Source organism: Flavobacterium hydatis (assembly GCF_000737695.1).
GTDB classification, from domain to species: domain Bacteria; phylum Bacteroidota; class Bacteroidia; order Flavobacteriales; family Flavobacteriaceae; genus Flavobacterium; species Flavobacterium hydatis.
This window is the reverse complement of record NZ_JPRM01000018.1, coordinates 15,164-40,015: the sequence shown is the minus strand read 5'-3', so window position 1 is coordinate 40,015 and position 24,852 is coordinate 15,164. Positions and strand designations below refer to the sequence as shown.

At 32.8% G+C, this 24,852-nt stretch carries 23 protein-coding genes; 16 read left to right on the top strand and 7 right to left on the bottom strand.

Annotated elements, in window-relative coordinates:
* Positions 1-24: 24 nt before the first annotated feature.
* The 4 genes from IW20_RS12575 to IW20_RS12560 are packed head-to-tail and all read right to left on the bottom strand — an operon-like array spanning position 25 to position 6,283.
* Entirely contained in the window at positions 25-3,072 is a 3,048-nt protein-coding gene (locus IW20_RS12575; protein WP_035622750.1) for an efflux RND transporter permease subunit, read from the bottom strand.
* Positions 3,073-3,077: 5 nt separating this feature from the next.
* Entirely contained in the window at positions 3,078-4,028 is a 951-nt protein-coding gene (locus tag IW20_RS12570; protein ID WP_051885733.1) for an efflux RND transporter periplasmic adaptor subunit, read from the bottom strand.
* A complete protein-coding gene (locus tag IW20_RS12565) occupies positions 3,997-5,232 on the bottom strand; it encodes a TolC family protein (RefSeq protein ID WP_051885732.1) in 1,236 nt (411 codons plus the stop codon). The genes IW20_RS12570 and IW20_RS12565 overlap by 32 nt, the downstream gene beginning before the upstream one ends.
* A gap of 34 nt (positions 5,233-5,266) precedes the next feature.
* Complete coding sequence (locus tag IW20_RS12560; protein WP_035622744.1) at positions 5,267-6,283, bottom strand: YncE family protein; 1,017 nt, start codon at positions 6,281-6,283, stop codon at positions 5,267-5,269.
* Between the two features lie 212 nt (positions 6,284-6,495).
* Here IW20_RS12560 and IW20_RS12555 point away from each other — a divergent pair, with 212 nt between their 5' ends.
* From IW20_RS12555 to IW20_RS12510, 10 genes are all read left to right on the top strand, one after another.
* Positions 6,496-6,936 carry a hypothetical protein gene (locus IW20_RS12555; RefSeq protein ID WP_035622742.1) on the top strand — a complete coding sequence of 147 codons (441 nt, stop codon included), beginning with the start codon at positions 6,496-6,498 and terminating at the stop codon, positions 6,934-6,936.
* Positions 6,926-7,423: a hypothetical protein gene (locus tag IW20_RS12550; protein ID WP_035622740.1), complete on the top strand. Its 498-nt coding sequence runs from the start codon at positions 6,926-6,928 to the stop codon at positions 7,421-7,423. The genes IW20_RS12555 and IW20_RS12550 overlap by 11 nt, the downstream gene beginning before the upstream one ends.
* Positions 7,424-7,460: 37 nt before the next feature.
* On the top strand, positions 7,461-8,009 hold the full coding sequence (locus IW20_RS12545) for a DUF2199 domain-containing protein (RefSeq protein WP_081912480.1): 549 nt from the start codon (positions 7,461-7,463) through the stop codon (positions 8,007-8,009).
* Positions 8,010-8,037: 28 nt separating this feature from the next.
* Positions 8,038-8,493, top strand: a complete 456-nt coding sequence (locus tag IW20_RS12540) for a hypothetical protein (protein WP_035622739.1) — start codon at positions 8,038-8,040, stop codon at positions 8,491-8,493.
* Positions 8,494-8,547: 54 nt separating this feature from the next.
* Positions 8,548-8,958 carry a hypothetical protein gene (locus IW20_RS12535; RefSeq protein ID WP_035622738.1) on the top strand — a complete coding sequence of 137 codons (411 nt, stop codon included), beginning with the start codon at positions 8,548-8,550 and terminating at the stop codon, positions 8,956-8,958.
* A gap of 253 nt (positions 8,959-9,211) precedes the next feature.
* The gene (locus IW20_RS12530) at positions 9,212-9,592 is read left to right on the top strand and encodes a hypothetical protein (RefSeq protein ID WP_035622737.1); all 381 of its coding nucleotides are present in this window, start codon (positions 9,212-9,214) and stop codon (positions 9,590-9,592) included.
* A 55-nt stretch (positions 9,593-9,647) separates the two neighbouring features.
* Positions 9,648-10,667 (top strand): TQO small subunit DoxD, encoded by a 1,020-nt coding sequence (locus tag IW20_RS12525; protein ID WP_035622734.1) that lies wholly within the window; start codon positions 9,648-9,650, stop codon positions 10,665-10,667.
* 362 nt (positions 10,668-11,029) lie between these two features.
* Positions 11,030-11,422: a VOC family protein gene (locus tag IW20_RS12520; RefSeq protein WP_035622730.1), complete on the top strand. Its 393-nt coding sequence runs from the start codon at positions 11,030-11,032 to the stop codon at positions 11,420-11,422.
* A 388-nt stretch (positions 11,423-11,810) separates the two neighbouring features.
* Complete coding sequence (locus IW20_RS12515; protein ID WP_051885730.1) at positions 11,811-12,518, top strand: DUF4328 domain-containing protein; 708 nt, start codon at positions 11,811-11,813, stop codon at positions 12,516-12,518.
* On the top strand, positions 12,515-13,027 hold the full coding sequence (locus IW20_RS12510) for a hypothetical protein (protein WP_123869562.1): 513 nt from the start codon (positions 12,515-12,517) through the stop codon (positions 13,025-13,027). Before IW20_RS12515 ends, IW20_RS12510 begins: the two co-directional genes overlap by 4 nt.
* 41 nt (positions 13,028-13,068) lie before the next feature.
* On the opposite strand, the gene IW20_RS12505 is transcribed toward IW20_RS12510, so the two are convergent.
* Both IW20_RS12505 and IW20_RS12500 read right to left on the bottom strand, forming a co-directional pair.
* Positions 13,069-13,476, bottom strand: a complete 408-nt coding sequence (locus IW20_RS12505) for a DUF1634 domain-containing protein (RefSeq protein WP_081912479.1) — start codon at positions 13,474-13,476, stop codon at positions 13,069-13,071.
* Entirely contained in the window at positions 13,463-14,299 is an 837-nt protein-coding gene (locus IW20_RS12500) for a sulfite exporter TauE/SafE family protein (protein WP_035622725.1), read from the bottom strand. Before IW20_RS12500 ends, IW20_RS12505 begins: the two co-directional genes overlap by 14 nt.
* Positions 14,300-14,665: 366 nt before the next feature.
* Between IW20_RS12500 and IW20_RS12495 the strand changes: the two genes are divergently transcribed.
* From IW20_RS12495 to IW20_RS12475, 5 genes are all read left to right on the top strand, one after another.
* Positions 14,666-15,337, top strand: a complete 672-nt coding sequence (locus IW20_RS12495) for a response regulator transcription factor (RefSeq protein WP_035622722.1) — start codon at positions 14,666-14,668, stop codon at positions 15,335-15,337.
* A gap of 2 nt (positions 15,338-15,339) precedes the next feature.
* Positions 15,340-16,698 carry a sensor histidine kinase gene (locus IW20_RS12490; RefSeq protein ID WP_035622718.1) on the top strand — a complete coding sequence of 453 codons (1,359 nt, stop codon included), beginning with the start codon at positions 15,340-15,342 and terminating at the stop codon, positions 16,696-16,698.
* 96 nt (positions 16,699-16,794) lie between these two features.
* A complete protein-coding gene (locus tag IW20_RS12485) occupies positions 16,795-18,081 on the top strand; it encodes a TolC family protein (RefSeq protein ID WP_035622716.1) in 1,287 nt (428 codons plus the stop codon).
* A gap of 26 nt (positions 18,082-18,107) precedes the next feature.
* Positions 18,108-19,196, top strand: a complete 1,089-nt coding sequence (locus IW20_RS12480; RefSeq protein ID WP_035622714.1) for an efflux RND transporter periplasmic adaptor subunit — start codon at positions 18,108-18,110, stop codon at positions 19,194-19,196.
* 38 nt (positions 19,197-19,234) lie between these two features.
* Entirely contained in the window at positions 19,235-22,348 is a 3,114-nt protein-coding gene (locus IW20_RS12475; RefSeq protein ID WP_035622712.1) for an efflux RND transporter permease subunit, read from the top strand.
* Between the two features lie 291 nt (positions 22,349-22,639).
* Here IW20_RS12475 and IW20_RS12470 read toward each other — a convergent pair whose 3' ends face one another.
* The gene (locus IW20_RS12470) at positions 22,640-23,473 is read right to left on the bottom strand and encodes a helix-turn-helix domain-containing protein (protein ID WP_035622710.1); all 834 of its coding nucleotides are present in this window, start codon (positions 23,471-23,473) and stop codon (positions 22,640-22,642) included.
* Between the two features lie 101 nt (positions 23,474-23,574).
* Between IW20_RS12470 and IW20_RS12465 the strand changes: the two genes are divergently transcribed.
* Positions 23,575-24,492 (top strand): ketopantoate reductase family protein, encoded by a 918-nt coding sequence (locus tag IW20_RS12465; protein WP_035622707.1) that lies wholly within the window; start codon positions 23,575-23,577, stop codon positions 24,490-24,492.
* Positions 24,493-24,852: the final 360 nt, after the last annotated feature.

Here is a 24,852-nt window from a genome sequence, read left to right as displayed (position 1 = left end):
GTAACAAACAAGCGTAATTTTATATCATGATAAATGTTTAAGATGGTTAGGGTTTCTATAAATCAACGCTAGCAAACTAGGTAATACAATTAGCAATAAAGGCAATGCTACAATAAAGCCCCCGATAACTGCTATTGCAAGAGGTTGGTGCAACTCTGAGCCTGTTCCTATACCTATTGCTAATGGTAATAAAGCAATAATAGCCCCAATAGCCGTCATTAATTTGGGTCGTAATCTTGTAGAGATAGAATAAACAAGGGAGTTATTAATATCTTTTGTGAGTTTATAAGTTTCCTTGAATTGCAAGAAGGTAAAAATGGCGTTTTCGCTAATTATTCCAACTATCATGATTATTCCTGTATAGCTCCCTACATTCAGCGGAACATTTGATATAAAGAGCAATAAATAACTCCCTGTAATTCCTAATACCGAAATGAAAAGGATAACTAATGCCGCTCTGAAATCTCTGAAAAGAAACAGAATAACACCAAAAACTAAAAATGACGATGTAATTAAAATCAGTAATAATTCTTTAAACGATTGTTGCTGATCTTTGTAAGCACCTCCATACTCAATATAATATCCCTGCGGAAGTTTAACTTCATTGGTTACTTTGCTCTGTATTTCTTTCATTACAGTTCCTAAGTCTTTATTGTCTAGTCTTCCGGTAACGACACTCATCATCTGAAGGTTTTCTCTTTCTATCTCCGAGCTTCCTTTTTCTGCAGTAATTGTTACTAAACTTGTAATAGGAACAAACTGACCGTTTGGCAAAAACAATTGGGTTCTTTTTACCTCATCGAGACTTCTTTTTTCAGAGCTTTTGTAGATTAATCGTATTGGTGTTACTTGTTCATTTTCTAGCAAGCCACCTATAACATTACCTTCTAAAGCCGTTTGCATCTGAAACTGTAAATCGGCTGGAGTAATCCCAAATTGAGCCAATTTAGAATAATTGGGTACAATATTAATACTTGGGCCAGCAAGAATTTTTCCGTCAAAGACATCGGCAGTTCCTTTTGTTTTTTCTACAATACTGGCAACCTGATGCGCTATTCTTTGTAAATCTTTTTGGTTGCTACCAAATATTTTAACTTCGATAGGAGAAACTGAACTCATTAAATCTCCTAACATATCCCCTATCACTTGTCCAAAATCGATACGCAAAGCTGGTTGAGTTAGCTCTACATCTGCTCTTATTTCGTCTATGACTTCATTACTAGTTTTATTTCTGTCTTTTTTTAGCTGAATTAAGTAATCGCCATTATTGGGTTCGGTAATAAAAAATCCCATCTGAGTTCCTGTACGGCGGCTATAAGCCTGAACATTTGGGTTCTTTATTATTATCTTCTCGACTTCTCTAAGCATTCTGTCTGTTTCTTCCAGCGATGTTCCCGGAGGCGATTGATAATCCATAACTATACTTCCCTCATCCATTTCGGGCAAGAAACCAGTTTCCAGATTAGGCAGAATTAAAACTCCCGATAAAATAAGGATAAAACAAAAAACAAAACTTATAATAGGTTTACCAATAAAATAGGAAACCCAATTTTGAGTTTTAACTTCATGAATAGATTCCGTCGACTCTACACCTACAGATTCTTTTTTGGATAATAACAAATAAATAACTGGCAGTAATAACCATGTAACAAGAAATGAACATACAAGCGTGATAATCATTGTATCGGTTAATACTTTAAAATATGCACCTGCTACACCACTCATTAACACAAATGGAAAGAAAATTACAATCGTACTTATCGATGAACCTAACATTGCTGGGAATAGATAATTTATAGCTTTTTGCAATAGCGTAATTGTAGGTTCTCCGGGATGTTCCTCATGTGTACGGTGTATTTGCTCTACAACCACAATAGCATCATCTATAATTAATCCTAAAGCTGCTGCAATAGCACCAAGTGTCATAATATTAAATGTTTGCCCTGTTATGTGCAAAACAATTAATGTTAATCCGAGCGTTACGGGAATTGTAATTAAAATAGTTGCGCTGGCTTTTACCGATTTCAAGAACAAAATAGCAACAATGATGGCAAGAAATAGTCCTATTAATAAACTATCGGTTACGCTCTTAACAGCGTCGTTAACAAAATTAGCTTGCTCATAAAAGGGTTTAATGATAACATCTTTTGGCAGAATCTTTTTTAATTCTGTTAGCTTCTCGTTCATAGCGTCCGAAACCGTAATAAGATTTGCGTCTGGCTGTTTTATCACTGCTACAAGAATACTTTCCTTGCCATTTGCATTCACCTTTATATATTCTTTGGCTTCTCTTATTTCGACCGTACAAATATCTTTGAGCGTTACAATTCCTTTACTGTTATTACGAATAACAAGATTCTCTAGTTCATCTTTTTTGTCTAGTTGTGCATCGGTAATAGTAAGGTACAAATAATGATAATCAGACAAATACCCATTAGATTTTATAAAATTAGTTTCGCTCATTACCTGCGTTACCATGGCTGGCGTAATGCCAAAAGCGCTCATTTTATCAAAATCGAGAGATAACCAATATTCCTTTTCTTTTCCTCCTACAATCCTTACTTCACTAATTCCTTCTATCTGAGAAAGAAAAGGTTTTACGGTATAATTGGCTATTTTTTTTAAATCTATAGGCGAACGATCTTTACTTTCGATAGCATAACCAATTACAGGAAGTATCGAAGGATTCATTTTTTCGACCGTAACTTGTAAATCTGGCGGTAAATCGTTTCTTATCTGATTTATTTGTGCCTCGATTCTCGTTTTACTCAAATCGATATCGGTATTACCATTCATAAATGCCGATATCTCACAACTTCCTCTACTAGTTGTGCTTCTTACTGTTTTTAAATCCTGTACTTTTTTAACCGCATTTTCAAGTGGTTTAGTAACCGTAATCATCATTTTATCTACTGGTTGTTGTCCAGCATCTGCAATAATTTTTATTTTCGGAAACGTAATTTCAGGGAATAATCCTGTTTGAATTTTAGAATACGAAAATATCCCTCCCAAAATAATCAGGAAGATTATAGTACTTAATCCGTTTTTATGTCTGGCAAAAAAAGGCAGCATAATAATTATTTATTTAAGATTTTAACCTTTATTGTATCGGCAACACCATAATTACCCGTTAGCAAAATCTTATCACCAGACTCAAGATTTGGCGATAAAATCTCAATTTTATTACCTGCTTCAATTCCTTTTTTTATAGGAACTCTTACGGCAGTGGTATTATTTATCATCTTCATAATCCAAAAATCAGTTTCGGTTTCATCACTTAAAACAGCCGATTTTGGTAGGCTTATTGTTTTCTTGGCAACGGTTTTATCGATTCTTATTTTTACTATCAGATTCTCTGGAATGTTTTGCTTATTAACACATTTCAAAATCACGTTTTGAGTCTGAGAGGCGGGATCTACAGTTGGCATAAACTTCTCTACTCTGGTCGGAATAATTGTGCCGTCTGGCAAAAAAGCATTTAATACTTTATTAATCGGAACATACTTTATGAGTTCATACGGAAGGCTCAATTCTATCGAAAAACTCTTTGCATCATTAATTACTGCCAATGGATCTCCGTCCTGAACATAATCTCCTTTTTGAACATTTACTGCATTTACATATCCATCAGAAGTTGCTCTGAGTACTATTGCCTTTCCAAAATTTAAACTTGCATCAATTTTATTTATGGTATTTCCCAGCACTTTTGCTTCACGGGTTTTTAGCGAGAATAAAACCTGTCCGTTCTTTACATAATCGTTAGAAACTACGTTTACAAGCTCTATATATCCCGTTGCATTCGATTTTATGGTGTTTTTTATCAAATAGGTTGTTGTTGCATTCAGATCAATAAAACTTTCTATAGCAGTTGTATCAATATGTGTTATTGTTACAGGAACACTAGTTTCTATAGGTTTTTCTGTTTCAGTCTTTTTGTTACAAGAAACAAAAACAACCGAGAGCAATACGAGGTATATAAAGGCGTTTCGCATATTTCTATTCATTAGATTTCCAGTAATTAATTTCATTGATAATTTGTAGCTTGCTTACATTATTCTGTGCTATCCCATCCTGAATAGCAATAAGATTACCCAAAGCAATAATATACTCCGTTATTTGAGCATCACCCGTTAGCAATAATTTCTTATTAGCTTCTATCAATGCTTCGGCAACCAAAAGTTGAGAATGTAATACATTGGCCGTTTCAATAGTCTGATTAAGCTTTTGGTTAAGCATAAAAAGCTGTTGCGTATATTGCCTTTCAAAATTGCTTTTATATCCTTTGATAGTTTCCAGAGCAGCTTCATTTTTTTGGTGTTGCAAATCCCTCTGATTCCCATCATAAATAGGAATTGATAATCCTAAACCAACACCTACTCCAAAATTTTTATACGCCTGATACGCAAAACTCGAATTATAACCCGCATCTCCAAGTAAGGATAATGATGGTTTATAATTATTATCAATCAATGTATTTGCATTCTGAACTTTTAAACTATCGGTTTTAAATTGCTGAAAGAAAACTTCTCCCTTATCCTCTAATGTATTAATTGTAATTACTGGAAATTGAAGATTTACCAAACTAGTATCTGTTTCGCCCGAAAGATAATTAAGCATAGCCAAGTCATTCTGATATTGTTGTTTAAGCTGCAAAGTGGCCAATTCCTGTTGTTTTACCGTAGCATTAAAGATTAAATAATCCGTTTGCTTGTAAATCGAGTTTTGTGCTAGTTTTTTAAGAACCGCTTCTTCCTCTTTTAATAGTGAGGTTAATTTTTGGTAATACTTAATTTGCACCGCTGTACCAGATGCTGTTATATATTGTGCAGTAATTGCTTTGTTTAAATCTTTAATAGCAATCTTTCTGTTCAAAACCAAAGCGTCTTTTATTAACTTAAATGATTCTCCTTGCGAACTAATCCTGTTCTTTCCTATTATTTTTTGGTTAAAACCAACAAGTGCCGAAACAGTTTGTCCGTTGCTTAAAGCTGTATCATAACCATACCCATTAATAATTGGCGCATAACTCGCATTAAGATTTCCTGATAATTGAGGTTTATAAGTTGCTCTGTTTACCAGACTATCAATCGTAGCCGACTTTATCTGGTTTTGATAATCATTAAGCAAAGGCGAATTCTTCTGCCCTTTTTCGATAAAATATTGCAAGTTTTTTTCTTGCGAAAAGGATTTCACACAAAACAAAAAAAGTATAAAAAAAATCTTGAATTTCATCTTCTGAATGTTTCAAAAAAAAGGTTCGTTCTTTTTATATTTGTTTCATTACCAAAACTCTAAAAGAATCTGGCATTATTGCAGGACGAGGATTAGGGTTCTCTTTTGTTGCCTCGGGAGTTTTTCCATAATCGGCTGTAGTCATATACAACTGTCCTGTAGTTTTATTCAATGCAATTGTTCTGGCGCCTTTTTGTGTTTTAACGGTTTCTAATACCGAAAAAGCATCTTTACTGTCTTCTTTAATAACGGTAAGCGTTCCTTCGCCGTTAGAGCTAAAAATGAGTTTTTTATTAGCATCAAATGCAACACCATCGGCCCCATCTCCTATAGGAAGTTTTTTTATTATTTTTCCTGTAATAGCATCTGTAACAATTAATAATTTGTTGGCACAAACAGAGAATAATCTATTATTAACAGTATCAAATGCTAATCCTGTTGGTTCTTCGCCTGGAGCGATATTCCATGTATGTACAACTTTAAGCGTTTTGGTATCGATAACCTGTATGAGGCTTTTGTCTTCAATATTTACATAAACCAAACCCTTGTTATTTGTCACCGAAAATTCAGGATTTCCGTCTAGCGGAATAGTCTTGATTATTTTATTTGTAGTAGCATCCAGAACTGTCGCATCATTACTTTTGGCATTATAAACAAAAACTTTATTAGAAAATTGGTCGTATAAAACAGCATCGGGTTTAACGCCTTCAATTTTTACTTTTTCGATAAACTCAAATGTTGTAAGATTGATAATCGTAACCGCATTATCTTTACCATCGGTTATAAAAGCTTTATTCAGATTATTGGCTATTGCAATTCCGTGTACACCTTTTGTATCTGGAATTGTAGCAATCGTTTTATCCGATTTTAAATCGATAACATTTACTACATTGCCATGAGAAACAAACAAATGTTGCGCAACCTCATCAACAGCAAGGTAATCCCAACCTCCATCGCCAGCAACAGGAATTGTTTTTGATAATTCGAATTTTTGAGCACATACTTTAGAAATACTAAATGCCAGAATCAATAAAAGAAAGGTGTTTTTCATTTTTAAATAAAATTAGATGAATAAAAAAGAACCATTTAATCAATTCAGACACTCTGCTTAACTATCAGACTATCTTAACTTTACTTAAATGTACTACAAATTTCACATTCAATTTTGAATAAATTCTGTATTTTTCAGAAACTCTCCTATCTTTTTAATTAATATCTTCGCTAAGTGCTAATCATAATAGTACCATTAGGTAATTTTTTAAAATGAAAAAAGACAGCTCCATAAGACAACGTACAATAGCTGCAATAAATCGGTCTGTAATGAATCCTGAGGAGTGGATTTATTCTAAAGTTTCAACCGATTTAAAAAATGATACTTTTTCATTTGAGGATAATGAATTGCCTATTTTTGAAGTTGAAACTCCTAAAGCAAAAACAATTATCACAACTCGTCGAATTTTAGAAAAAGAAGGAGAAATTTTGCATGAAGTTAATTTTGATGATATTGACGATATAATTTTTGGAGATTTTAAAGGACGAATAAATAAACCTGAATTATCGATGTTCCGAATTGTAGATATTTATGGTGAAGAACAAAATTTTCAGATGGAGACAGGAAAAGCTGCAATTGGATTGATAAGAGCGATCAATACTGTTACAAGATTAAGAGCAAATATAAATAGTAAAACCCGATATGAATTCTAAACTTATTCTACTAGCATTAACGCTAATAATAATTGCAACGATATTTTATTCTTGTAAACCTAAAAAAGAAAATGAAGTTCAGGAAATTGATCCTAGTAAAATACAACTAGGCCCAATAGTTCATAATGAATTAACTGAAGAACAGATTGAAAAAATAAAAAAAATTCAATCTTCCCTTGCTGATGTGTTGCCTATAAGTTTAGAAGAAACCATAACAAATTTTAAACGGGATAGAAATCCAGATAACGAAATTAATATTTGGATGGAAATGCTGGATGCTTATGAAAAATTTATTTCAAAAGAAGGAAATGAAATTACACTAAATAAAAAAACAGAAGTTTTCCAATTAATCTTAATGCGTTCAATGATGGATGAGAAAGAAGCTATAGCTACAGTTGATTGCAAAATTTTAACTAAAAATGAAATAAAAGAGATTTTTAGCTATTATCAAACAAAGCCAAAACCTTTATCAATTGAAAAACGCTAATATTCTTTAAACATAATAAAACTTAACAGCATACAAATTGAAATTAATCCCCTTTTTAAATCCCGAAACAAACAAAACAGCTTATAAATGCGAATGTTGTGATGTTGTTTACAATGAGCTTCCGCTTTGTTTTGGTTCCGATTATCCTGACTATTATTTCTCTGTTCCTCCAGAAGAAAGAGAACAAAGAATTCAACTCGAAGAAAGTTTATGTGTTATCGATGATACATATTTTTTTCACCGTGGCAGATTAACAATTCCGATAATTGACCATTATGAAGATTTTGCATTTGATATCTGGACATCTATAAGCCCTGAGAATTTTGAAATCAGAATAAATTTATGGGAAGACGAAAACCGAACCAAACAAGAACCTTATTTCGGTTGGTTACAAACCATGGTTCCTAATTACGGAGAAACGTTAAGCTTAAAAACAATTGCCATCGAACAAGAACTCGGATTTATCCCTGAGATTAAATGTATCGAAGAAAATCATCCGCTAACTATCGACCAAGAAAACGGAATAACATTAGAAAAAGCTAAAGAGATGGTTGAGAATATATTGAGAGAATCGCATAATCTATAATTATCTGAGAAAAATTTTAATTAAATAAATGAAAAGAATCCTCTTATTTCTAATATTTCTACTCTTTGTATCATGCAATGAATCCGAACTAAAAAGACAACAGATTAAATCAGGATTCATCAATAAACCAGGAATATATTCTGTTTTTCAACGAGATCTTAAAACTAAAAAAATAGTCTTAAAGCAATTTAAGGATGAATCTATAATATTTGCAATAACAGACTTTCATAATAAAATATTATTTCAACAAGAATTAAATAAAACCTTTAGTCCTTACCATTATTGGTGCTTATACGTAGATGAACAAGCTAATGTATGGTTTTATAATTCTGATTATTCTTCCTCAAAAGCTATTATATTAAATCCTGATACACAATTGTATGAGGTTAAGGATTTTTGCGAAATAAAGTTAATATTACCTACAGAGTTTAGAAAGGAATTAGAAGTGAAAAATACATTCACAAATTGTAAGTCATTTAATTAATCAAAAAGTAATTTTAAGGCGATTCAATAAAATAACAATATATAAACTAGCTCCATGAAATCAAGTCGTTCATTTTATATTGCAATTATTCTATTCTCCTTTCTGTTTACTTCTTGTATAGAGAAGAATTCCGATGACCCAAATGAAGTATATCAATTATGGTCAGGGCGCGAACCCGAAAAGGATGTGAAGATTCTTAAAGGGCAATATTGGCAATCTGCTCATTTTACACTAGAATATAAAATGTATATGGAACTGTATGCAACTCAGGAATGGATAGAGGAATTCATCAAAATAAATGATTTAAAAGTTCACACCTCAGAAATTGATTTACCAAATGATGCCCCTTCTTGGTTTAAACCAAAAATAGGTTTCACTGCTTTTTCATCTCCAAATGACATAAGTTCAATTTATTTTGTAGATTTAAAAAATGGATATTTACTTTTTCATGAAACCCAATTATAAAAAAAATCTTTTGGATTACTTTAAGTTTTAAGTCAATGCCATTAAATTTTCGGAGTAATTTTTTTCACGCAAAGACACCAAGTCGCCAAATTACCCATAATTTCTCTGTGTCTTTGCGTCTTTGCGAGAGATATATTCAGTACAGTATTTAAAGAGTTTTTTACTTAATAATATTATGCTTTAGCAAGAAGCAATCCAACAAAATATTCCTCTATTCATAAAAAAGCAAAACAAAAGCATATCTTTGAAAAATATGAAAAATAAAAGAACCTACCGAAAAAACATACGACTTGTCGTGATACTACTTGCAGTAGTATTTGCACTTGCTCCGTGTTCGGTAAAAAGTTCTTTGTTTTCTGTTTTTGATTTAGAATACTTCCAGACGCTTAATAAGAACCAAACTACCCAAACAGGAGTTTCTTATTGCGAAGTACAAGAATCGAGCGTTAATCAGTCTGAAAGTAGCGTTACCAAACTCCAGAAACAAATTCCTGTTTTACCAGTTTCTGTTTCTCAAAATCAAATTTTATTAGCAACAGCATTACACAAAAAACACATTTATATAAATGTAGCTGCTGTAAACACTCCCCCTTTGTATATTTTGTATAAACGATTAAAATCCGATTTGGCATAATCCAGAACAGTCGCATTTTATTTACAATCGTTTTTTAAAATTAAAATATACACTTATGAAAAATATTCATTCGAATCAGTCATACAATTTGGCTGGTCTTTTTACGCTTTCTATTAGGCTAGTTATTGGCTGGACATACTTCTCGGCTTTCTGGCGAAGATTAATTCTCGAGAACAAATTAATTCAAGATGAAGCAGGATATATTGGCGAAAAATTCAATCATTTCCTCCCGAATGCCTTAGGAATAAAACCTATAATCGAATACTTAGTTACAAATCCAGAAGCCCTTTGGTGGTCTATGGTTAGTTTTACCATTATCGAAGCCATTGTAGGATTACTAATTATGTTAGGATTCTTTACCCGATTAATGAGTGTTGGAGTCTTTAGTTTGGCCATGGGTATTTTGCTAGGCTCTGGTTGGATAGGCACCACTTGTTTAGACGAATGGCAAATTGGTGTATTAGGAATTGCTTGTGGTTTTACGCTATTTTTAAGCGGAAGCGGTTCATATTCTCTAGACAATTATTTCATGAACAAGAATTATGCATTCACCAAAACAAAATGGTTCTCTTGGCTTGGTTCAGGAAGTCTTCCTATTACCAATCTTAAACCCGTAGTTCTTGTTATTTCCCTACTTATATTCTCGCTTACTCTGTATACTAACCAATATTTTCATGGTGGAGTATTCGGAAAACTGCATAACAAATCGGTAAAACCAAAAGTCGAAATTAGCGACGCAACTATAAAAAATGAAGCTTTACAATTCCAGATATATCGCACAGAAGGCGTTGATGTTTACGGTTCGTTTTTAATTGGTATTCAGCTAAAAAATGAGCAAGGAGAAATAATCTTCGATTTTAAAGGCGAAAATTTAGCTAAATTCCCTAAAAAAGATATAGCCAACAAATATGTCACCAAAGTAAAACCTGGCAAACACAGTTTAATAATTCCGCTTGGCGCGAAAGCAATCTTGAATATTGATTTAACGAATTATCAATTGCAAAAAAACACCAATTACACGTTAACTCTCACCGATATTAGCGGAACAGAATGGACGAGTAAAGTAGCAAATTAATATGTAAATAATTTTAGGTTTGGCGAGATAGGAGCTTGTTTTTATTTGTATTTTCGTTCAATACAAAATACTTTGCTTCTATTTCGTCGAACCTTTTAATTTTATAAATATTGAGATTATTAATAATAAATCTGCTATTTATAATTAATTTCAACACATAGAAACATAGATTTTGTTTTCTCAAAAAAAACGTTTCACTTATTTAAAAAATACAGAGTTAGAGCTAGCTATGTGAAGGAAATGTATTTCTTTTTGAGTTCTATTTTACGCATGAAACCTATGTTTCTATGTGTTTAATAAAATTTAATGAGTTATACTACTAACACGTTATTATAAAAACAAATAATTAAACAAACTCAAAAATGGTAAAATTCGGCTATACAATATTATACGTTAACGACGTAAGTAAATCTATTTCATTTTATGAAAATGCATTTGGTTTTACGAGAAAATTTGTGACTCCCGAAAATGATTACGGAGAACTTAGTACAGGAGAAACTACAATTTCATTTGCTTCAAAAGAATTGGCTAATTCTAATTTAAAAGACGGTTTTATCGAAAGTGATTTAGCCAATAAACCTTTTGCTACCGAATTGGGTTTTATAACCGATAATGTAAATGAAATTCTTATAAAATCTAAAGAAGCTGGCGCTACTATTTTGCAAGAAGCAAAACAAAAACCTTGGGAACAAACTGTTGCTTATATCAGAGATATCGATGGTTTCTTGATTGAGGTTTGTACGCCAATGGGATAGATATTAGTAACAAAGAAATCTTATTTATCAAAAATAAACACAAAGGCATGAGGCCATAGCTTACGGTTTCAACCGTGTGATACCAATTGCGATTATACATTACACTCCTACGGTTGAAACCGTAGGCAATGTTTGTAATGTGTTATATCAATTAATCTCAAAACAGCCTCAAACTTGTCACCCTGACGAAGGAAGGGTCTCATCAAGTAGCTCGACAAAGGTTATATAGTTTCTTACGGAGATTCTTCTTTCATCAGAATGACAAGATTATCTAAAATCAAACTATTCCAAAACATAAATTTGAATATCAAATAAATTTAATTAGTAATTATAGTACAAAAAAGAATATATTCGCTGCGCTAAAAAGCAAAACGGAAATTATAGAGAAATGGAAGAATTAAGACCTAACGGACAAAGAGCTAAAAATGCAATGCTATTAATATGGATTGTTATGGCAATTGAATTAGTAGCATTAATTTCTAAATGTTTTCAATATAATTTACTACAAACTGCTATAAATGGGGGTTCTATAACTACAGATGAAGCAATTGCAAATGATACTACAGAACAAACTATTGCATACATATATTTGATTGTTTATATTATTTCTGCAGTAACTTTTATCCAATGGTTTAGGCGTGCCTACTATAATCTTCACTTAAAAGTCGAATATTTATCTCATTCTGAAGGTTGGGCTGCAGGAAGTTGGTTTGTCCCAATTATTTCTCTTTACAGACCTGTACAAATAATGAGGGAATTGTATGAAGAAACAAAATCTTTTTTGATAGAAAAAGGGATAAAAGTCAGTGATAATTTTACAACCAGTTTATTAACTCCATGGTGGACACTTTGGATTGTAAATAACATATTAGGACAAATTATTTATAGATACCCGGCAAATAGTATTGGAGAGTTAATTAATATCACAATTGCAAGTATAGTATCAAATATTATCGGAATTTCTCTCGCTTTAATTACTGTAAAAATTATTAAAAATTATTCAAGTGTGGAACCATTACTTGTTGAAGTAGAAAATAACGAGAAACAATTTAAAACTACAGAACCTTTAGTTGAATCAAATCTTGAGTTATCTTGAATTATTATACCTATTGGTCTGTATTAGATTTACCATCAAACTCAATTAAAACATTTGATGTATTTCTATATATAGCAATCATCACAATGATAGTTTGGCTTCTAATAAAAAAACTAAAAAAGCAAAATGAAGACTACGAAAAATCCATTCTATTATGGTCAATCGGTTTTTTATTTGTTCTATCAAGTTTTATACTCATTTATTTAAAACTCTATACAATAGATAATAGTGATGAGAGAATTCGTGAAAGTTTAGCTTCTGAACAAGTTGGAAAAGTCGAAGGTGTGCTTTCTAACTTTAATCGCACATTCGTACAAAAAAAACTTGCTTCCATTACTTATGAATCTTTTAACGTTGACTCCGTAAAATTTAGTTATAGTAATCAACTATTGGGGCGTTTTAATACCTATAGCAATACCAATGACGATATTATAAAAAATGGATTAAAAGTTCGAATAACATATCGAAAAATCGATAATGAATTACTTAAAATTGAAATTGCGAAGTAAGTTTTATATCTATATTCAGTTCATCTACTCCACCTCAACCATCAATGAGAAAACCCTAATGAAACACTTACCAGAATTATAAAAATTACAATTAAAGTGATTACTACATACAGATAATCTTTTTCTAGTAAAAAAGAAAATAGCGACAATAATACACGCAATACTGGGGTAAGAAAAAGTAGTATTACTCCAAAAAATATTATCGATTCTCCGTTTCCCTGAATAACTCCGTTATAAATCGCTGTAATTACTTCGAAGATATTTCTGTCGTTTTCTTTAAATACCGAATAATCTTCGATATCATTGCCGTGATGCATCAAATAAACAATTCCGCCAATAAAAGCTACCGATAAAGAAACCCATACTCCGTAGCGCAATAAATTACCTATAATGGTCTGAAAATCTTTTTCTCCAAATTTTTCATGTGTCATAACCTTAGATTTTTCCATTAATTCCGTTATAAATCATATTTATTGCAAGTACAAAAATCAGACAGGCAAAAAAGATACGAAGCTTTTTAGGATTTGTTTTTACTAATACTTTGGCTCCAGCCATAGCTCCAAATAATACACCTATAACAACTGGCATACATATTCCTGGTTCTATATACCCTTTTTGGATATATATTACAGAACTTGCCATTGCTGTAACTCCCATCATAAAATTACTAGTTGTAGTAGAAACCTTAAACGGAATTCGCATAATATTATCCATTGCAATTACCTTAAAAGCACCAGAACCTATCCCTAGCAATCCCGACATCATACCAGCAATTCCCATCATACTAAATCCGCCAACAACGTTTTTAGTTCCGTAGCTAATAACCTCACCATCGTGCGAAGGATAAGTTCCTTCCAGATGTAGTTTTTTTGCTAATGGACTTGATTCTAAAACAATATGTTCTTCTTTTTTTCTTAAAGAATTAATAGCCGAAAAGATTAATGTAAGTCCGAATAAAACGGCGATAAAAGAAGTTGGTGCAATTGTAGAAAGTAATGCGCCTCCAACAGCCCCAATAGTAGTTGCTATCTCGAGGAAAATTCCCAAACGCATATTGGTAATTCCTTCCCTTACATAAGCTGCGGCAGAACCAGATGAAGTTGCAATTACCGAAACAAGAGCCGCACCAATGGCGTAATGTATGTCGACTCCCAGAATGACTGTTAATAATGGTATAATTATTATTCCGCCGCCTAAACCTGATAATGAACCTATGAAACCTGCTAAAAAAGCACCAAAAAGCATAATCAGGGTAAATGTAAGTACTGTCATCCGAATGTATTTATATCGCCGCTAATTTACGAATTGATATTAATTATTTCAGATTTCTGTTTCATAACAAAATATTAAAATACCCTGTTCCGTTTTATAACCTTCCGTTTTAATAGTAGATTCCCGTAATTAAGTGTTATTTTTGATAATCATTTTAAAATGACTTATGAGAAGCGTTGTCTAAAATGAAACGCGGATAACGCGGATTCGCCAAAGCGGAAACATGGAAAAACACAGATTTTCATCTTTACATAATTTAAAAAATCAGTTTTTTTTCCGCGTCTTTACGTTAGTAAATCAGCGTTATCCGCGTCCCATCTTAACGCAATCTTTGTAATTAGAATAAATACAAGAAACTACTATTATATGAATGTTTTACTCATTGAGGACGATAAACGCATAAGCGAATTTATAGTAAAAGGGTTAGAAGAAAACAATTTTACCGTGCATCTTGCCGAAACTGGCGAGATTGCCCGTGACTTGATACAAGACAACACTTGGGATATTATCTTAATGGATATTATGCTTCCGGGTATTGACGGTATTCAGTTGACTAAATTAATGCGTTTCAAAAAAATTCATACTCCCATATTAATGCTTAGCGCACTTAGTAATACCGATGATAAAGTAAATGCATTAGATTCTGGTGCCGATGATTATCTCGTAAAACCCTTTCATTTTCAGGAATTAATCTCGAGAGTTAATGCGCTTACGCGAAGAACAAAATTTAACTACGATAAAGTCGAAACATTATATACTTGTGGGAGCTTAACCATAAATCCCGAGGAACATAAAGTTACCGAGAATGACCAACCTATCGATTTATCGCCAAGAGAATACAAACTACTATTATTTTTATTAGAAAACAGAAATAAAGTAATGTCCAGAACCCAAATATTAAATGCTGTTTGGGGAATTAATTATGATAATAACACCAATGTTGTCGATGTATATATTTCTTATTTAAGGAACAAAATTGAGCAAAACCATAAATTTATCCATACCATAAAAGGAACGGGATATATGATTAAAGAATAACCATGAAAATACGTAACCGATTTACATTAATATCCTCTTTCACGTTTAGCATTGTATTTATAATTGCTTCGATTATAACATACCTTTCTTTTTACAGCTATTCAGAAAAGATAATGTATAATGAACTTCAAAAAACGTGTTTGCTAACTGGTATTTTCTATTTAGAGAAAGATGAATTGCCCGAAAATCAACATTTAATTATCGGACAGCAATTCAGAGAAAACTCTCTGGAAATAGTGACTCGTGTTTATAACAAAGAAAATCAGATTGTATACGGCGACAAACAAAATGACATAAACATAAACACTGAAAAACTGGATTATATCCGAAAAAATAGAAAGCTGAGTTTTAAATCAAATCATCATTTTTATTTCGGGAGTTATTACCATGACAATCAAGGAGATTTTGTTGTTTTTGTCAAGAAAAACGATGTCGAATTCAAGACTATTACAAACCGATTACTTATTATCATGATTTTGGTTTTAATCATCGGACTATTTATAATATATATGGTAAGTCGCAAACTATCCAATCTTGCATACAGCCCTATAAAAAACATTGTAAATCAGGTAAATGAAATCGAAGCTTCATCTCTAGACAGGCAAATTATTTCTCCTAATACCAAGGATGAAATACAAGAACTTATAGAAACCTATAATAACTTATTTAAGCGATTATCGGATACATTTGTAATCCAGAAAAACTTCATTAATTATGTTTCTCACGAATTTAAAACGCCATTAACTGCTATATCTGGAAATCTTGAAGTGTTTGCTCAAAAAGAAAGAACAAGTGCCGAATATAAAGAAATGTCCGAAAAAGTATTAGAAAATGTTTATCAGATAGAAGATACGCTGAATACTCTTATGATGCTTTCGGGATTAAGAGATAATACAGAGCTTAATGAAATCTTTAGAGTCGATGAATTGGTTTGGGATATTAACGACCAATTGCCAGATGTATATCAATTAAAAGGTTCTCAAATACGAATTGCACTAGAGATTGAGAATGACAAACTACTTTCGATAAGAGGAAATAGTAACGAAATAAAAATCGCTCTGTACAATATTATCGAAAATGCCGTGAAATACTCAAATGGCAATCCTATAAAAATAAGTTTGTTACAACAAGAAGATCAATTAAAAATAGTAATCGAGGACCACGGAACTGGTATTAGCGAAGACGACTTAAAATTTATCAAACAAACTTTTTACAGAGGCAAAAATGTAAATAATATAAAAGGTAGCGGCGTTGGGCTTTCGCTTGCTAATATTATCTTTAAGCAAAACAACATTCATTTTACAATTACTTCAAAAAAAGACGTAGGCACAACGGTTACATTGTTATTTCCGCCACTCTAATCGTTTTCTAATGTTGCTCTAATCTCTTTATAACATACATCAAATTATCGTTTAATATGGCGCAAGTAGCTTTGCATCATCTTAAAATAACTTAATTTGAAACGTATAATTTTAACCCTACTCGTTATTGTATCGCACAAAGGTGTGGCACAAACTGCAACAATAAACGATACGATTGTTCTTTCCCGACCACAGGCCGAGGCTTTGTTTCTGGAAAAGAATATTTCTCTTATTTCTGAAAAACTGAACATCGACGTTGCCGATGCTCAGGTTATTCAGGCAAAATTATGGCCTAACCCTACTCTTACTATTGGCGAGATAAATCTTTGGAACAATGCTACCGCTCAAGAGTTACCACCATTATGGGGGAATTTCGGAACTACATCACAAGTAACTGCTGAGCTAGAACAACTTATCCAAACGGCTGGGAAACGAAAAAAGTTAATTGCCATGGAAAAAGTGGGCGTAGATATCGCCAAAGAATACTTTAAAACCTTTTTGCGCAATCTGAAAATCGAATTTAGAGGCAATCTTACCGATTTACAACTTGTACAAGCTCAAGAAGCTGTTTACCAGAAACAACTTTCATCTATGCAAACATTGCTTAAGGCTTATAGTAATCAAGTTGCACAAGGAAATGTTGGCAAAGGCGAATATATAAGGCTAAAAGCAACCGAACTACAATTCTTAAAAGAGATTAGTGATCTTAAAAAAGAAAACAACTCATTGCAAAAAGAACTTAAAGTTCTTATGAATCTTCCTGCAACAAGTTACATCAAACTTACCGAAGATGGTTTTCTTCCTGATAATAAAAACATCGACAATATAAACCTAGGGAATCTTATGGCGTCGGCTGTAGAAAATAGACCCGATATGAAAGTCCTTAAACTAGGAAATGAGTATAACGATAATAAGTACAAATACGAAAAAGCAATGCGCACACCAGATGTTACCCTTGGCGTTAGCTATGACCGTGGTGCCAGTTTGATGAATGATTTTGTTGGTGTTGGATTCTCACTTGATCTTCCATTTTTTAATAGAAATCAAGGAAATATAAAAGCTGCCAAAATAGCTATCGAACAAGGTAAATTACTTACCGACGAGAAAACGATAAGCGTTCAAGCCGAAGTATTACAAGCCTATGAAGATTTAATAGTTACCAAAAAACTACACGATAGCGTAGATGCTGCTTATGAAGGAGATTTAGAAAAGCTATTAGAAAGTTACCGCAAAAACTTCATGCAACGAAACACAAGTATGCTAGAATACCTTGATTTTGTAGATGCTTATTTAGAGAACAAATCGATACTATTAAACTCTAAAAAAGACCTTAATAAAAACCTTGAAGAACTGCGCTATATAGCAGGACAGGAAATTAATTAAACCCAAATTATTTAAAGATAATAACAATGAAAAAACTTATTTTACTCCCTATACTTGGATTAATGCTCGTTTACGGATGTGGCAAAAAGGAAGCAATTAAAGATACAAAAGAAGAAAAATTTTGTATTGACAAAGACTTAAAAGAAAAAATCACTATCGAGCCAGTACAAAAACGTGCCGTTAGTGAATCCATAAATCTTACTGGAAACATAACCTATAACAACGATCATGTAGTGCAGTTTAATAGCCTTGTAGAAGGAATTATAACCAAAACTACATTTTCGTTGGGGGATTATGTGAAAAAAGGGCAAGTACTTGCCGAGATAAAAAGTACAGAACTTAACGGTATGCAATCAGAAAGTAAATCATTACAATCACAATTATCTGTTGCTCAACGCCAACTACAAGCTACAAAATCAATGTTTGATGATGGTATTGCTTCACAAAAAGATTTAATGCAAGCGCAAAGCGAATTGGATGTTTTAAAATCATCTCTTGAAAACGTAAGAGCAAATCTTGCTATGTTTAGCGCTAGTAGCGAAAGAGCCGTTTTTCAGATAAAAGCACCAACAGAAGGTTATGTAGTGGCTAAAAACATTAGCCCAGGAATGCAAATAACGGAAGGAAGCGAACCTCTTTTTACTATATCTGACTTAAAAGAAATTTGGGTATTGGTAAATGTTTATACCAGTAACCTAAAAAATGTTACTGAGAATATGCTTGTAGATGTTACTACACCTGCGTATCCTGGTGAAATCTTTAAAGGAAAAATTACCATGCTTGCCAAAGTTTTCGATGCCGATGAACATGTGCTTAAAGCTAGAATTGTTATGGAAAACAAGAACTTAAAATTAAAACCAGGAATGACTGCAGATATCATTATCGATAAAAGTTTAGGTGGCGAAATGCTGGCAGCTGTTCCTGCAAAAGCAGCCATTTTTGATAATAATCGTGATTATATATTAATCTATAAAGATGATTGTACAATCGAAACCAGAGAAATCAATCCTACTATAAAAAATAACAACTGGATTTATTTTGATAAAGGGGTTAAAGAAGGTGAAATGATTATTACTAAAAACCACCTGTTAATACACGAAAGATTAAAAAACTAAGTACCATCCATAAAAACGGATAAACACCCATACAAGACATGAAAAAATTTGTACAAGGCTTAGTCGCTTTCTCGCTAAAAAACTCCCTTATAGTTTTTTTCCTGACAGCAGTACTACTAGTCGCTGGTATAGTAAGCTATATCCATACCCCCATAGAAGCTTTTCCTGATGTAACCAATACTCGGGCAAGAATAATTACCCAATGGCCAGGAAGAAGTGCCGAAGAAGTAGAGAAATTTATCACACTTCCTATTTCCAAGCAAATGAATACGATACCTAAAAAAGCAGAAGTACGTTCTATTTCGCTTTTCGGATTATCGGTTGTAACCGTATTATTTGATGATGATGTCGAAGATTTTTACGCACAACAATATGCCTCAAATCGCCTTAACGGATTAGATTTACCAGAAGGAGCCGATGTAGAAATCGAACCACCATCCGGAGCAACAGGAGAAATATTTAGATATGTTATAAAAAGTGATTTACCTATAAAGGAAATAAAAGCCATTCAGGATTGGGTAATCGAAAGAGAACTAATATCTGTGCCAGGTGTTGCCGATGTGGTAAGTTTTGGTGGAGAAGAGAAAATCTTCGAAATAAAAATTAACCCTACACAGCTAGAAAATTACAACCTATCAGCATTAGATGTTTACGAAGCCGTTTCTAAAAGTAACGTAAACGTAGGTGGAGATGTTATACAACGTGGTGATCAGGCTTATGTAGTGCGTGGAGTTGGTCTTATTAATAAAGTAGAAGACATTGGTAATATCCTTATCGAAACCAAAGGCTCATCGCCAATATTAGTAAAACACGTAGCCGAAGTAAGTATCTCAGCCAAACCTAGATTAGGACAAGTAGGTTTAGATGGTGATGACGATGTTGTAGAAGGCATTGTAGTTATGTTACGTGGAGAAAATCCGGGTGAAGTTATAAAAAGACTTAAGGATCGTTTAGTTGAACTTAATGAAAGAGTACTTCCTGATAATGTAAAAATTATTCCGTTTATAGACCGTACCAAATTAGTAGATACAACAGTAAAAACAGTTACAAAAAACCTTATCGAGGGGATATTACTTGTATCACTAATTGTGTTTATTTTCCTTTACAACTGGCGTACCTCATTGATTGTGGCATCAGTTATTCCGCTTTCATTCTTGTTTGCGATTATAATGCTGCGTATTCAGGGATTACCAGCCAACTTAATATCTATGGGAGCTCTGGATTTTGGACTTCTGCTAGAAGGAACGTTGGTAATTGTCGAGCAAGTCTTTGTGTCCCTCGAAAAGAAAGCCCATAAAGTGGGAATGGAACGCTTTAATAGTATGAGCAAAATGGGGCTTATAAAAAGAAGTGTGGGTAGTGTAGCTACTTATATATTCTTTGCACTAATTATTTTGATTGTAGCACTATTGCCTATTTTCTCTTTCACGAAAGTGGAAGGAAAAATGTTCTCTCCCCTAGCCTTTACTTTAAGTTATGCGCTATTAGGATCTTTGATTTTGTCACTTACTTATGTACCAGCAATGTGCAAAGTAATGTTGACCAAAAACATAGTTGAGAAAGAGAATATGATTTCGCGTTTCTTTAGAGAAAACCTATTTAAGTTATTTAAATGGAGTACACGTAATCGTAAAGCAACATTATATGGTTTCTTAATATTACTTGCTGTATGTTGTGCAAAATTTGCATTTTATGGTTCAGAATTTATTCCTAAGCTAAACGAAGGAGCGATTTACGTAAGAGCAACTTTGCCTAATAGTATCAATCTTGATGAATCTGTTAGGTTAACCAAAGAAATGAAAGCCAAAATAAGGAAATTTGAAGAGGTGAAATTTGTACTTACCCAAACAGGACGACCTAATGATGGTACAGATCCAACAGGATTCTTTAATATAGAATTACACATAGAATTATTACATCAAGATGAATGGAAACGTAATATTAGCAAAGAAGAGCTAATCGCCGAGATTAAGAAAGAACTCGATGTATATCCCGGAATTGGTTTTGGATTTAGTCAGCCAATTCAAGATAATGTCGAAGAATATGTTGCAGGTGTAAAAAGTCCGCTTGTAATAAAGATTTTTGGAAATGACCTTTTCCAACTAGAAGAAATGGCTGCAAAAGTTGCCAAATCTATCAAAGATGTGAGAGGAATTGAAGATATCAATGTTTACAAAAACATAGGATTACCAGAATTAAGAATTCAACTTGATGACGAAAAAATGGCGCGTTATGCTATAACAACAGCCGATGCGCAAGCGGTAATCCGAATGACAATTGGAGGACAAGCAGCAACCAAGTTTTATGATGACGAAAAGATATTTGATATTACATTACGATTCGAAAAAGAATATCGTGACTCGAAAGAGAAAATTGAAGATATCCTGATTCCGACTATGAATGGTAAAAAAGTTCCTTTAAAAGAAATCGCTACCGTAGAGTATAAAACTGGGCCAACATTCATCTATCGTGAAGGAAACAGTCGTTACATTGCTGTAGGTTTTAGTATCGAAGGACGAGATTTAGGAAGTACAATTGATGAAGCACAGAAAAAAGTTGCTGCTGAGGTTAAACTACCTAAGGAAAATATAATGAAATGGGCAGGAGAATTTGAAAGTAAAGAAAGAGCTTCTAAACAATTGGCTATGATTGTACCTGTTGTATTAATCTTGATTTTATGTCTGTTGTATTTCAACTTTGGTAATTTTAAAGACACTATGGTTGCTATAAGCGCAATGCCTTATGCCTTTATTGGTGGGTTCTTATCATTATGGATTACCGGAACTGTATTTGGTATATCGGCAGGAATAGGTTTTATTATACTCTTTGGAGTCAGCGCAATTGATAGTATTGTCCTCATCGGAATCATAAAGGAAAATATGAAGGCCAAGATGCACTTAAAAGATGCAATATCAAATGGTATTTACGCCCGAATTCGTCCAATTGTTATGATTGCACTTATGGGATCCCTAGGATTATTACCTGCAGCATTGTCTACAGGAATGGGATCAGAAGTACAGAAACCTTTAGCAATTATGATTGTAGGAGGATTAATAACCTGTATGATATTATCTTTAACCGTATTACCACAAGTATTTTATCTGGTATATCGCAAAAAAGATCCTAGCAGCACAGAATCTGAATCAGAATAAATAAAATTTCAAAAACACCTTTAAGCTTAATGTTTAAAGGTGTTTTTTTTATCTCGTTTTTGAGTTGCCTAGATTATCTAAAAATGGAACGCAGATGAAACAGATTCGCTTAGGCGAAAACGCGGATAAAAACTATTTTTTTAGTTATATTATTTTAAAAATCAGTTTTTATCCGCGTCTTTCCTTTAGGAAATCCGTATCATCCGCGTTCCTTTACTATATGCTAAAGACGCACTGCGGTGCGCCTCTACAAAAAACCTTTGTTCCTCTGCACCTTTGTACCTTTACCCCCTAAACACTCAACCTCTTCCTAAATTCAGATGGAGAAATTCCTGTACTTCGCATGATGAATTTATTAAAATGGCTACTATCGATAAACCCTAAATCATTACTAATCTCGGAAAAAGTCAGATTACTTTTGCTCAATTTTTCAGTTACCACCTTCAGTTTCGTTTGTTCAATATAATCTCTTAAAGTAATATTTAGATGATTTTTAAAATATTCACCAATGTAATTTATAGAAACATTAAAGTGACTTGCCATTTCTTTTTTCTTTAGCAAATGCGGATTTGCAATATTCGAACGAATGTAACTCAAAATAGTATCTATCTTTAAAACCTCGGTGGCTTGGATGTTTAAATTGCCTTCGTTTATACTCGCATTCCTTCGTATTATCTGAATAAGCGACATCATCAAACTCTTGATAATAATCTCGTTCTGCCCTTTTTGCTTTGCTACTTCATCTAATATTTTTAAAATAACCAATTCGCAGAAAGCTTTATCATCTTCCAGAAAAATCAAATTTCCGTTGAGTAGATTATGGTAATAAAACAACTTCTCTATTTCTTCAATTTCTTTTTTATTCGAAAAAAAATTAGGCAAGAAACGCAAACAATGAAACTTTGTAGGAGCTAATGTTTTAAAAGAATGATAGTCCTTTGGCGTAAGCAAATAAATATCGTGCTCTTTATAATTATGATGAATCGAATTTAAGATGTGGTTTCCTGTACCATATTCGATATATAAAAGTTCAAAGAAATTATGCCTGTGCACTTCTTTCTTCCAAGTTAATTCTTCGACAGAGTAAATTTCGAAATCTTTATATATAAAAAAAGTGTCTTTCATAATCCTTAAATTATACAAATATAACCGATATTTTTACATCAATTAATGAATACGAACCTATTTACTTTGCATCACTAACTTATAACGAAAATTACTAAAAGATGAAATCAAATACTATAAAAATAGGAATCCTTGGAATAGGTGGAATCGGCGGATTTGTAGGCGCTCCATTGGCAAAGAAATATAAAGACACTAATACTAAAATTATATTCATTTGCAGAGGCGAAACCAAAAATGCCATTCAGGATGAAGGATTAATATTTGAATCTAAAGGTACAAAAGAAACGATATTCCCTGATTTAGTATCAGATAACCCAACTGAAATCGGAATCCTGGATGTATTGATAATCACCAGTAAATCATACTCTGTAAACGAAATATTGGCAACTTACAAAGATTGTATAAGTGCAGATACTATTATAATTACTTTGCAGAATGTTGTAAATGCTAGAGAAATCGTTCGCGAGACTTTACCAGAACTTGGGCAAATCATGGAAGGTTGTATTTATGTTGCTTCTAATGTGAAAAAAACAGGACATGTTCAGCACGTTGGTGGTCCAGGAAAGATTTTCGTAGGAGGAGAAAAAGAAAACAAATGGCTTATAGATTTATTAGCCACTGGAGGTTTAGACATTACTTATGTAGACAACATCAACCAGATACTTTGGAAGAAATATCTATTTGTTGCGCCTGTTGCAGGAATAACTTCAGCTTACAATGTTTCTTTTGGTCAATTACTTGAAGATAAAAACCTAATGCATACTCTAGAAGGTATGATGATTGAAATTCAGTCGCTTGCCAGCAAAAACAATATCAGCTTGACGAAAGAAGATATAGAAACCTCAAAAGACTTATTGACTAAATTTCCGTTTGAATCTAAATCATCATTACAATTAGATTTTGAAAACAACAATCAAACCGAGAAACAATTCTTAGTAGATTACGTTATCGAAAATTGCGAGAAACACGGAATCCTAACGCCTTTTTACGAAAGTGTAAACGAAAAAATTATTTCGTAAGGTAAAGTTATTTCGCGAAGAATGATTTCCTGCAAGGTCTTTTTTGACCTTGTAGGTATTAGAATCTATTTCACAAAGGGACACAAAGAAAAAAGCACAGAGAGACGCAAAGTTTTTATCTACAATTTTGTCTTCCTGAGCGGAGTCGAAGGATCTCCACGAGTAGCTCACCAAAGATTGTCTATAATGTAACGCGGATAAAGCGGATTCACTAAAGTGAAAACACGGACAAAAACAGATTTTTAAGCTTCGCGAACTTTGCGTTACCTCCTTGTATCCTTTGCGTTTAAAAGATTTTGCGCCTCTTTGTACTTTTTTCTTTGTGAACCTTTGCGAAATTTATCGAAACAACTCCCCCAT

Coding starts and splice junctions, on each gene's coding strand:
- IW20_RS12575 (WP_035622750.1), bottom strand. CDS start 3,072: ATGCTGCCTTTTTTTGCCAGACATAAAAACGGATTAAGTACTATAATC.
- IW20_RS12570 (WP_051885733.1), bottom strand. CDS start 4,028: ATGAAATTAATTACTGGAAATCTAATGAATAGAAATATGCGAAACGCC.
- IW20_RS12565 (WP_051885732.1), bottom strand. CDS start 5,232: ATGAAATTCAAGATTTTTTTTATACTTTTTTTGTTTTGTGTGAAATCC.
- IW20_RS12560 (WP_035622744.1), bottom strand. CDS start 6,283: ATGAAAAACACCTTTCTTTTATTGATTCTGGCATTTAGTATTTCTAAA.
- IW20_RS12555 (WP_035622742.1), top strand. CDS start 6,496: ATGAAAAAAGACAGCTCCATAAGACAACGTACAATAGCTGCAATAAAT.
- IW20_RS12550 (WP_035622740.1), top strand. CDS start 6,926: ATGAATTCTAAACTTATTCTACTAGCATTAACGCTAATAATAATTGCA.
- IW20_RS12540 (WP_035622739.1), top strand. CDS start 8,038: ATGAAAAGAATCCTCTTATTTCTAATATTTCTACTCTTTGTATCATGC.
- IW20_RS12535 (WP_035622738.1), top strand. CDS start 8,548: ATGAAATCAAGTCGTTCATTTTATATTGCAATTATTCTATTCTCCTTT.
- IW20_RS12530 (WP_035622737.1), top strand. CDS start 9,212: ATGAAAAATAAAAGAACCTACCGAAAAAACATACGACTTGTCGTGATA.
- IW20_RS12525 (WP_035622734.1), top strand. CDS start 9,648: ATGAAAAATATTCATTCGAATCAGTCATACAATTTGGCTGGTCTTTTT.
- IW20_RS12520 (WP_035622730.1), top strand. CDS start 11,030: ATGGTAAAATTCGGCTATACAATATTATACGTTAACGACGTAAGTAAA.
- IW20_RS12515 (WP_051885730.1), top strand. CDS start 11,811: ATGGAAGAATTAAGACCTAACGGACAAAGAGCTAAAAATGCAATGCTA.
- IW20_RS12505 (WP_081912479.1), bottom strand. CDS start 13,476: ATGGAAAAATCTAAGGTTATGACACATGAAAAATTTGGAGAAAAAGAT.
- IW20_RS12500 (WP_035622725.1), bottom strand. CDS start 14,299: ATGACAGTACTTACATTTACCCTGATTATGCTTTTTGGTGCTTTTTTA.
- IW20_RS12495 (WP_035622722.1), top strand. CDS start 14,666: ATGAATGTTTTACTCATTGAGGACGATAAACGCATAAGCGAATTTATA.
- IW20_RS12490 (WP_035622718.1), top strand. CDS start 15,340: ATGAAAATACGTAACCGATTTACATTAATATCCTCTTTCACGTTTAGC.
- IW20_RS12480 (WP_035622714.1), top strand. CDS start 18,108: ATGAAAAAACTTATTTTACTCCCTATACTTGGATTAATGCTCGTTTAC.
- IW20_RS12475 (WP_035622712.1), top strand. CDS start 19,235: ATGAAAAAATTTGTACAAGGCTTAGTCGCTTTCTCGCTAAAAAACTCC.
- IW20_RS12470 (WP_035622710.1), bottom strand. CDS start 23,473: ATGAAAGACACTTTTTTTATATATAAAGATTTCGAAATTTACTCTGTC.
- IW20_RS12465 (WP_035622707.1), top strand. CDS start 23,575: ATGAAATCAAATACTATAAAAATAGGAATCCTTGGAATAGGTGGAATC.